This is a genomic window from Pseudomonas sp. xss_4, from assembly GCF_043104125.1.
Lineage (GTDB): Bacteria > Pseudomonadota > Gammaproteobacteria > Pseudomonadales > Pseudomonadaceae > Aquipseudomonas > Aquipseudomonas parafulva_B.
Genome location: NZ_JBICKJ010000096.1, coordinates 127338 through 135002 on the forward strand (window position 1 = coordinate 127338; position 7665 = coordinate 135002).

The 7665-nt window shown below is 56.0% G+C and carries 16 protein-coding genes; all 16 read right to left on the reverse strand.

Annotation, left to right across the window (positions count from 1 at the left end; all coding sequences use genetic code 11):
* Positions 1–176 precede the first annotated feature (176 nt).
* The gene (gene rpsN / locus ACF8GB_RS22205; protein ID WP_023534988.1) at positions 177–482 is read right to left on the reverse strand and encodes a 30S ribosomal protein S14; all 306 of its coding nucleotides are present in this window, start codon (positions 480–482) and stop codon (positions 177–179) included.
* Positions 483–495: 13 nt separating this feature from the next.
* Positions 496–1035, reverse strand: coding sequence for a 50S ribosomal protein L5 (rplE, locus tag ACF8GB_RS22210; RefSeq protein WP_023535025.1), 540 nt, complete (start codon positions 1033–1035; stop codon positions 496–498).
* A gap of 20 nt (positions 1036–1055) precedes the next feature.
* Positions 1056–1370 (reverse strand): 50S ribosomal protein L24, encoded by a 315-nt coding sequence (rplX, locus tag ACF8GB_RS22215; RefSeq protein WP_003255476.1) that lies wholly within the window; start codon positions 1368–1370, stop codon positions 1056–1058.
* Between the two features lie 11 nt (positions 1371–1381).
* Positions 1382–1750, reverse strand: a complete 369-nt coding sequence (gene rplN, locus ACF8GB_RS22220) for a 50S ribosomal protein L14 (RefSeq protein ID WP_002555479.1) — start codon at positions 1748–1750, stop codon at positions 1382–1384.
* A 23-nt stretch (positions 1751–1773) separates the two neighbouring features.
* Positions 1774–2040, reverse strand: a complete 267-nt coding sequence (gene rpsQ / locus ACF8GB_RS22225; RefSeq protein ID WP_023534981.1) for a 30S ribosomal protein S17 — start codon at positions 2038–2040, stop codon at positions 1774–1776.
* A gap of 2 nt (positions 2041–2042) precedes the next feature.
* Positions 2043–2234 carry a 50S ribosomal protein L29 gene (gene rpmC, locus ACF8GB_RS22230; RefSeq protein ID WP_002555481.1) on the reverse strand — a complete coding sequence of 64 codons (192 nt, stop codon included), beginning with the start codon at positions 2232–2234 and terminating at the stop codon, positions 2043–2045.
* Positions 2234–2647 carry a 50S ribosomal protein L16 gene (gene rplP, locus ACF8GB_RS22235; RefSeq protein ID WP_003255479.1) on the reverse strand — a complete coding sequence of 138 codons (414 nt, stop codon included), beginning with the start codon at positions 2645–2647 and terminating at the stop codon, positions 2234–2236. Before rplP ends, rpmC begins: the two co-directional genes overlap by 1 nt.
* 12 nt (positions 2648–2659) lie before the next feature.
* Positions 2660–3346, reverse strand: a complete 687-nt coding sequence (rpsC, locus tag ACF8GB_RS22240; RefSeq protein ID WP_003255481.1) for a 30S ribosomal protein S3 — start codon at positions 3344–3346, stop codon at positions 2660–2662.
* Between the two features lie 13 nt (positions 3347–3359).
* Complete coding sequence (gene rplV / locus ACF8GB_RS22245) at positions 3360–3692, reverse strand: 50S ribosomal protein L22 (protein WP_003103908.1); 333 nt, start codon at positions 3690–3692, stop codon at positions 3360–3362.
* Between the two features lie 11 nt (positions 3693–3703).
* Positions 3704–3979, reverse strand: a complete 276-nt coding sequence (gene rpsS, locus ACF8GB_RS22250) for a 30S ribosomal protein S19 (RefSeq protein WP_003255482.1) — start codon at positions 3977–3979, stop codon at positions 3704–3706.
* Positions 3980–3995: 16 nt separating this feature from the next.
* Positions 3996–4820: a 50S ribosomal protein L2 gene (gene rplB, locus ACF8GB_RS22255; protein WP_027915105.1), complete on the reverse strand. Its 825-nt coding sequence runs from the start codon at positions 4818–4820 to the stop codon at positions 3996–3998.
* A 14-nt stretch (positions 4821–4834) separates the two neighbouring features.
* The gene (gene rplW / locus ACF8GB_RS22260; RefSeq protein WP_003255484.1) at positions 4835–5134 is read right to left on the reverse strand and encodes a 50S ribosomal protein L23; all 300 of its coding nucleotides are present in this window, start codon (positions 5132–5134) and stop codon (positions 4835–4837) included.
* A complete protein-coding gene (rplD, locus tag ACF8GB_RS22265) occupies positions 5131–5733 on the reverse strand; it encodes a 50S ribosomal protein L4 (RefSeq protein ID WP_003255485.1) in 603 nt (200 codons plus the stop codon). Before rplD ends, rplW begins: the two co-directional genes overlap by 4 nt.
* A gap of 12 nt (positions 5734–5745) precedes the next feature.
* The gene (gene rplC, locus ACF8GB_RS22270) at positions 5746–6381 is read right to left on the reverse strand and encodes a 50S ribosomal protein L3 (RefSeq protein WP_003257089.1); all 636 of its coding nucleotides are present in this window, start codon (positions 6379–6381) and stop codon (positions 5746–5748) included.
* An 80-nt stretch (positions 6382–6461) separates the two neighbouring features.
* Complete coding sequence (gene rpsJ, locus ACF8GB_RS22275; protein WP_003186070.1) at positions 6462–6773, reverse strand: 30S ribosomal protein S10; 312 nt, start codon at positions 6771–6773, stop codon at positions 6462–6464.
* A gap of 142 nt (positions 6774–6915) precedes the next feature.
* Positions 6916–7665: EF-Tu/IF-2/RF-3 family GTPase (locus tag ACF8GB_RS22280; RefSeq protein ID WP_256576302.1), on the reverse strand; the 750-nt coding region annotated here is incomplete at its 5' end.

Below are 7665 nucleotides of genomic sequence, written 5' to 3' on the forward strand. Positions count from 1 at the left end.
CTTGCGGCTATCACAACCACCTAAACAGGCAGAGCACGAAGCCCAGGCTCAGGTGAGCCGGTCATTCTAGACACAAGCCAGAAACGAAACAAGCCCCATGTAGGGGCTTGTTCGAGGGAAGAGTCACCGGCGGTCGGAAGATTAACCGCCTACGCCGATGACTCAACCTGCAGCGATTACCAGGAGGCCTTGACCAGACCTGGTACGTCGCCACGCATTGCCGCTTGGCGCAGCATGTTACGGCCCAGGCCGAACTTACGGTATACACCGTGAGGACGACCGGTCAGGCGGCAACGGTTGCGCAGGCGGGCAGCGCTAGCATCGCGCGGCTGCTTCTGCAGAGCGACAACGGCAGCGAAACGCTCTTCAGGAGAGGCGTTCAGATTGACGATGGTCGCTTTCAGCTCAGCGCGCTTTTTAGCGTACTTAGCTACCGTTTGCTGACGTTTCAGCTCACGGTTTTTCATGCTCTTCTTGGCCATTTTCCTACTCCAATCAGTTGCGGAACGGGAACTTGAAAGCACGCAGCAGAGCGCGGCCTTCGTCGTCCGAACGAGCAGTGGTGGTCAGGGTAATGTCCAAACCGCGCAGAGCATCGATCTTGTCGTAGTCGATTTCCGGGAAGATGATCTGCTCTTTCACGCCCATGCTGTAGTTGCCACGACCGTCGAAGGACTTGGCATTCAGGCCGCGGAAGTCGCGAACCCGAGGCAGGGAGATCGCCAGCAGGCGGTCCAGGAATTCGTACATCTTGTCGCTACGCAGGGTCACCTTGACGCCGATCGGCCAGCCTTCGCGGACTTTGAAGCCAGCGATGGATTTGCGAGCGAAAGTCACGACCGGCTTTTGACCGGTGATCTTTTCCAGGTCGGCAACAGCGTGCTCGATGACTTTCTTGTCACCGATCGCTTCGCCCAGACCCATGTTCAGGGTGATTTTGGTAACGCGCGGAACTTCCATCACGTTCGACAGCTTAAGTTCATCCTTAAGCTTAGGAGCGATCTCGTTCCGGTAAATCTCTTTCAGTCGTGCCATGGTCTTCTACCTAGCAGTGTTCAAGCATCAACCGCTTTTTGGGTCGACTTGAAGACACGAATTTTCTTACCGTCTTCTACTTTGAAACCAACGCGGTCAGCCTTGTTGGTTTCACCGTTGAAGATGGCAACGTTGGAAGCGTGCAGAGGCGCTTCTTTTTCGACGATACCGCCCTGAACGCCCGCCATCGGGTTAGGCTTGGTATGACGCTTGACCAGGTTCACGCCACCGATGACCAGACGGTCGTCAGCGAGAACCTTCAGCACCTTACCGCGCTTACCTTTGTCTTTGCCGGCGATCACGATGATCTCGTCGTCACGACGAATCTTTTGCATGTCGGATCTCCTTACAGCACTTCAGGGGCGAGCGAGACGATCTTCATGAACTTCTCAGTACGAAGTTCACGGGTCACTGGCCCGAAGATGCGAGTGCCGATCGGCTCTTGCTTGTTGTTCAGCAGAACAGCAGCGTTGCCGTCGAAACGAATGATGGAACCGTCAGCGCGACGAACACCGTGACGGGTGCGCACGACAACAGCAGTCATCACTTGGCCTTTTTTGACCTTACCGCGTGGAATCGCTTCCTTGACGGTAACTTTGATGATGTCACCGATGCCGGCGTAGCGGCGGTGAGAACCGCCGAGCACCTTGATGCACATGACGCGACGAGCGCCGCTGTTATCGGCCACATCGAGCATGGATTGAGTCTGAATCATAAAATTTCTCCGACCCCTAGCCCTTAGACTTCAACAGCGCGTTCGAGGACTTCAACCAGTGCCCAGGACTTGGTCTTGGCCAGCGGACGGGTTTCGGTAATGGAAACCTTGTCGCCGATCTTGCACTGATTGGTTTCGTCGTGCGCGTGCAGCTTAGTCGAACGCTTAACGTATTTACCGTAGATCGGGTGCTTTACGCGACGCTCGATCAGAACGGTGATGGTCTTGTCCATTTTGTCGCTGACGACACGGCCAGTCAGCGTACGGACGGTTTTTTCAGCTTCAGCCATGATCACTTACCTGCCTGCTGGTTGAGCACAGTCTTCACGCGAGCGATGTCACGCTTGACTTGCGAGAGCAGGTGCGACTGCCCCAACTGGCCAGTTGCTTTCTGCATACGCAGATTGAACTGGTCGCGCAGCAAGCCGAGCAGTTGCTCGTTCAGTTGCTGTGCGGATTTTTCACGAAGTTCATTCGCTTTCATCACATCACCGTCCGCTTAACAAAGGAGGTGGCGAGAGGCAGCTTCGCAGCGGCCAGAGCGAAAGCTTCGCGCGCCAGCTCTTCAGAAACACCCTCGATCTCGTACAGGACTTTGCCTGGCTGGATCTGGGCAACCCAGTACTCAACGGAACCCTTACCTTTACCCATACGAACCTCGAGAGGTTTCTTGGAGATCGGCTTGTCCGGGAATACACGGATCCAGATCTTGCCGCCACGTTTTACGTGACGGGTCAGCGCACGACGTGCGGACTCGATCTGGCGAGCGGTGAGGCGACCGCGAGCAACAGCTTTCAGGGCGAACTCGCCGAAGCTGACTTTGCTACCGCGCAGTGCCAGACCACGGTTGTGGCCAGTCATCTGCTTGCGGAATTTTGTACGCTTAGGTTGCAACATTTGGCGTACCCCTTACTTAGCAGCTTTTTTACGAGGCGCTGGTGCTTGTGGTTTCAGTTCTTCTTGGCGACCACCAATAACTTCGCCTTTGAAAATCCAAACCTTCACACCGATCACACCGTAAGTGGTGTGAGCTTCGTAGGTGTTGTAGTCGATATCGGCACGCAGGGTGTGCAGAGGCACACGACCTTCGCGATACCACTCGGTACGAGCAATCTCAGCGCCGCCGAGACGACCGCTCACCTGGATCTTGATGCCCTTGGCACCAATACGCATGGCGTTCTGTACGGCGCGCTTCATGGCGCGACGGAACATAACGCGGCGTTCCAGCTGCTGAGCTACGCTTTGCGCAACCAGCATAGCGTCGAGTTCCGGCTTGCGGATCTCTTCGATGTTGATGTGCACAGGCACACCCATCTGCTTGGTCAGGTCCTGGCGCAGCTTCTCGACATCCTCACCTTTCTTCCCGATAACGATACCTGGACGAGCGGTGTGGATGGTGATGCGTGCAGTTTGAGCCGGACGATGAATATCGATACGGCTTACGGACGCGCTTTTTAGTTTGTCTTGGAGGTACTCACGCGTTTTCAGATCCTTCAACAGGTAATCTGCGTAAGTAGCACCGTCTGCGTACCAGACGGAGGTGTGCTCCTTGACGATTCCCAGGCGAATGCCAGTGGGATGTACTTTCTGACCCATCTGATCGACTCCGTTACTTGTCCGCAACCTTGACAGTGATATGGCAAGACCGCTTGACGATGCGATCAGCACGGCCTTTGGCACGTGGCATGATGCGCTTCAGCGAACGCCCTTCGTTGACGAAGACGGTAGAGACCTTCAGGTCATCAACGTCTGCGCCTTCGTTGTGTTCGGCGTTGGCTACGGCCGACTCGAGGACTTTCTTCATGATTTCAGCGGCTTTTTTGCTGCTGAAGGCCAACAGGTTGAGCGCTTCGCCCACCTTCTTCCCGCGGATCTGGTCGGCGACCAAGCGGGCTTTCTGGGCGGAGATTCGAGCGCCCGACAACTTAGCGGCTACTTCCATTTCCTTACCCCTTAACGCTTGGCTTTCTTGTCAGCCACGTGCCCGCGATAGGTGCGGGTACCGGCGAACTCGCCCAGTTTGTGGCCGACCATGTCTTCGTTCACGAGAACTGGGACATGCTGGCGACCGTTGTGAACCGCGATGGTCAGACCGACCATTTGTGGCAGGATCATCGAGCGACGCGACCAGGTTTTAACTGGTTTGCGATCGTTCTTCTCCACCGCCACTTCGACCTTCTTCAAGAGGTGAAGATCGATAAAAGGACCTTTTTTCAGAGAACGTGGCACTGTCGTATCCCTCTAGTTACTTGCGACGACGGACGATCATGTTGTCGGTACGCTTATTACCACGGGTTTTAGCACCCTTGGTTGGGAAGCCCCATGGCGATACCGGATGACGACCACCGGAGGTACGACCTTCACCACCACCATGCGGGTGGTCAACCGGGTTCATGGCAACACCACGAACGGTTGGGCGAACGCCGCGCCAGCGTTTGGCACCAGCTTTACCCAGCGAACGCAGGCTGTGCTCGGAGTTCGAGACTTCACCCAGGGTCGCACGGCACTCAGCCAGGACTTTACGCATTTCACCAGAGCGCAGACGCAGGGTCACGTAGACACCTTCGCGAGCGATCAGCTGAGCCGAAGCACCAGCGGAACGAGCGATCTGTGCACCTTTACCCGGCTTCAGTTCGATGCCGTGAATGGTGCTACCTACTGGAATGTTGCGCAGCTGCAGGGAGTTACCGGCCTTGATTGGGGCCAGGGCACCTGCGATCAGCTGGTCGCCAGCGCTCACGCCTTTAGGGGCGATAATGTAGCGACGCTCACCGTCTGCGTAGCACAGCAGGGCGATGTGAGCAGTACGGTTTGGATCGTATTCGATACGCTCGACAGTGGCTGGGATGCCATCTTTGTCGTTGCGACGGAAGTCGACCAGACGGTAATGCTGCTTATGACCACCACCTACGTGACGCGTAGTGATGCGGCCATTGTTGTTACGACCACCAGACTTCGATTTTTTCTCGAGCAGCGGTGCGTGAGGAGCGCCTTTATGCAGCTCCTTGTTGACCACCTTGACCACGAAACGGCGGCCAGGGGAAGTCGGTTTGCATTTAACGATTGCCATGATGCACCCCTTCCTTACTCAGCACTGCTGCTGAAATCGAGATCTTGGCCTGGCTGAAGGGAGACGATCGCCTTCTTCCAGTCATTACGCTTGCCCAGACCACGTGCGGTACGCTTGGTTTTACCCAGAACGTTAACGGTCGACACGTTTTCAACTTTTACGTTGAACAGGCCTTCGACAGCTTTCTTGATTTCCAGCTTGGTTGCGTCAGTAGCAACCTTGAATACGAACTGGCCTTTTTTCTCAGCCAGAACGGTAGCCTTCTCGGAAACGTGCGGGCCAAGGAGGACTTTGAATACGCGTTCCTGGTTCATCCCAGCAGCTCCTCGAATTTCTTCACGGCCGAGACAGTGATCAACACTTTCTCGTATGCGATCAGACTGACCGGGTCGGAACCTTGTACGTCACGAACGTCGACGTGCGGCAGGTTACGAGCAGCCAGGTACAGGTTCTGATCAACAGCGTCGGAAACGATCAACACATCGCTCAGACCCATGCCGTTCAGCTTGTTCAGCAGATCTTTGGTTTTCGGCGCTTCAACAGCGAAGTCCTGAACCACGACCAGACGGTCGCTACGCACCAGCTCAGCGAGGATGGAGCGCAGAGCTGCGCGGTACATCTTCTTGTTGAGCTTCTGCGAGTGATCTTGAGGGCGAGCTGCGAAGGTTACACCACCGCCACGCCAGATCGGACCACGAGTGGTACCAGCACGAGCACGGCCAGTACCCTTCTGACGCCATGGGCGCTTACCGCCACCAGCCACGTCGGAACGGGTCTTTTGCTGCTTGGTGCCCTGACGGCCGCCGGCCATGTAGGCCACGACTGCTTGGTGTACCAGCGTCTCGTTGAATTCGCCACCGAAAGTCAGTTCGGAAACTTCGATCGCCTGAGCGTCATTTACATTAAGTTGCATGTCAGTTTCCCCTTAACCGCGAGCCTTGACAGCTGGACGTACAACCACGTCGCCGCCAGTAGCGCCTGGAACGGCACCCTTGACCAGCAGCAGGTTGCGCTCAGCGTCTACGCGAACAACTTCCAGGGACTGAACAGTCACGCGCTCGGCGCCCATGTGACCGGACATCTTCTTGCCCTTGAACACACGACCAGGAGTCTGGCACTGGCCGATGGAACCTGGGACACGGTGCGACACGGAGTTACCGTGGGTGTTGTCCTGGCCACGGAAGTTCCAGCGCTTGATGGTACCGGCGAAGCCTTTACCTTTGGACTGACCAGTAACGTCTACCAGCTGGCCTGCAGTGAAGAGTTCAGCTTTGATCAGATCGCCAGCCTGGAAATCGCCTTCTTCAAGACGGAACTCCCAAACACCGCGACCAGCGGCAACGTTGGCCTTGGCGAAGTGGCCTGCCTGAGCGGCAGTCACACGCGAAGCACGACGCTCGCCGACAGTGACTTGCACTGCACGGTAGCCATCGGTTTCTTCAGTTTTGAACTGGGTGACGCGATTCGGCTCGATCTCAATGACCGTGACCGGAATGGAGACACCTTCTTCGGTGAAAATGCGGGTCATACCGCACTTGCGACCGATTACACCAATAGTCATGTTGTAAACCTCATGAGTGTACGGGGCTTTCACCCGCTATGGCCGCCCATTTCAGAGCGTTACACGACCAGACCGAAGTCTTAGCCGAGGCTGATCTGTACTTCCACACCTGCCGCCAGATCAAGCTTCATCAGCGCATCAACGGTTTTATCCGTTGGCTGGACGATGTCCAGAACACGCTTATGAGTGCGAATCTCGTACTGATCACGCGCGTCTTTGTTGACGTGCGGGGAGACCAGAACGGTGAAACGCTCTTTGCGGGTAGGCAGTGGAATTGGACCACGCACTTGTGCACCAGTACGTTTCGCGGTTTCCACGATTTCCTGGGTGGATTGGTCGATCAGGCGATGGTCGAAAGCCTTCAACCTGATACGGATTTGCTGATTTTGCATTGGATTTCAGACTCCAGGCTGTTCCCAACGGGCGCACTACGCCCGCTAAAAGGAGGCGTGATTCTATAGACGCCCCCAATTAGTGTCAACCCAATAAAAAAAGCCCCCGCTGAGCGGGGGCCTTTTTCAATCGGTCGAGTGATTACTCGATGATTTTGGCTACGACGCCGGCGCCGACGGTACGACCGCCTTCACGGATAGCGAAGCGCAGACCGTCTTCCATTGCGATGGTCTTGATCAGGGTAACAGTCATCTGAATGTTGTCACCTGGCATTACCATTTCAACGCCTTCCGGCAGTTCGCAGTTACCGGTCACGTCAGTGGTACGGAAGTAGAACTGAGGACGGTAGCCTTTGAAGAACGGAGTGTGACGACCGCCTTCTTCTTTCGACAGAACGTAGACTTCTGCGGTGAACTTGGTGTGCGGCTTGACCGAACCTGGCTTGACCAGAACCTGGCCACGCTCAACGTCGTCACGCTTGGTACCACGCAGCAGAACGCCGCAGTTCTCGCCAGCACGGCCTTCGTCCAGCAGCTTGCGGAACATCTCAACACCGGTGCAGGTGGTGGTGGTGGTGTCACGCAGACCAACGATTTCCAGCGGATCCTGAACGCGGACGATACCACGCTCGATACGGCCGGTCACAACGGTACCACGACCCGAGATCGAGAACACGTCTTCGATCGGCATCAGGAACGGCTGATCAACGGCACGAACTGGCTCAGGGATGTAGGCATCCAGAGTTTCTACCAGCTTCTTGACAGCGGTAGTACCCATTTCGTTGTCGTCTTTGCCTTCCAGGGCCATACGAGCGGAACCGATGATGATCGGAGTGTCGTCGCCTGGGAAGTCGTAGGTGGACAGCAGGTCGCGAACTTCCATCTCGACCAG

Bases quoted from the DNA above. Each gene is read 5' to 3' on its own strand.
- rpsN (WP_023534988.1), bottom strand. From the start codon at position 482: ATGGCCAAGAAGAGCATGAAAAACCGTGAGCTGAAACGTCAGCAAACG.
- rplE (WP_023535025.1), bottom strand. From the start codon at position 1,035: ATGGCACGACTGAAAGAGATTTACCGGAACGAGATCGCTCCTAAGCTT.
- rplX (WP_003255476.1), bottom strand. From the start codon at position 1,370: ATGCAAAAGATTCGTCGTGACGACGAGATCATCGTGATCGCCGGCAAA.
- rplN (WP_002555479.1), bottom strand. From the start codon at position 1,750: ATGATTCAGACTCAATCCATGCTCGATGTGGCCGATAACAGCGGCGCT.
- rpsQ (WP_023534981.1), bottom strand. From the start codon at position 2,040: ATGGCTGAAGCTGAAAAAACCGTCCGTACGCTGACTGGCCGTGTCGTC.
- rpmC (WP_002555481.1), bottom strand. From the start codon at position 2,234: ATGAAAGCGAATGAACTTCGTGAAAAATCCGCACAGCAACTGAACGAG.
- rplP (WP_003255479.1), bottom strand. From the start codon at position 2,647: ATGTTGCAACCTAAGCGTACAAAATTCCGCAAGCAGATGACTGGCCAC.
- rpsC (WP_003255481.1), bottom strand. From the start codon at position 3,346: ATGGGTCAGAAAGTACATCCCACTGGCATTCGCCTGGGAATCGTCAAG.
- rplV (WP_003103908.1), bottom strand. From the start codon at position 3,692: ATGGAAGTAGCCGCTAAGTTGTCGGGCGCTCGAATCTCCGCCCAGAAA.
- rplB (WP_027915105.1), bottom strand. From the start codon at position 4,820: ATGGCAATCGTTAAATGCAAACCGACTTCCCCTGGCCGCCGTTTCGTG.
- rplW (WP_003255484.1), bottom strand. From the start codon at position 5,134: ATGAACCAGGAACGCGTATTCAAAGTCCTCCTTGGCCCGCACGTTTCC.
- rplD (WP_003255485.1), bottom strand. From the start codon at position 5,733: ATGCAACTTAATGTAAATGACGCTCAGGCGATCGAAGTTTCCGAACTG.
- rplC (WP_003257089.1), bottom strand. From the start codon at position 6,381: ATGACTATTGGTGTAATCGGTCGCAAGTGCGGTATGACCCGCATTTTC.
- rpsJ (WP_003186070.1), bottom strand. From the start codon at position 6,773: ATGCAAAATCAGCAAATCCGTATCAGGTTGAAGGCTTTCGACCATCGC.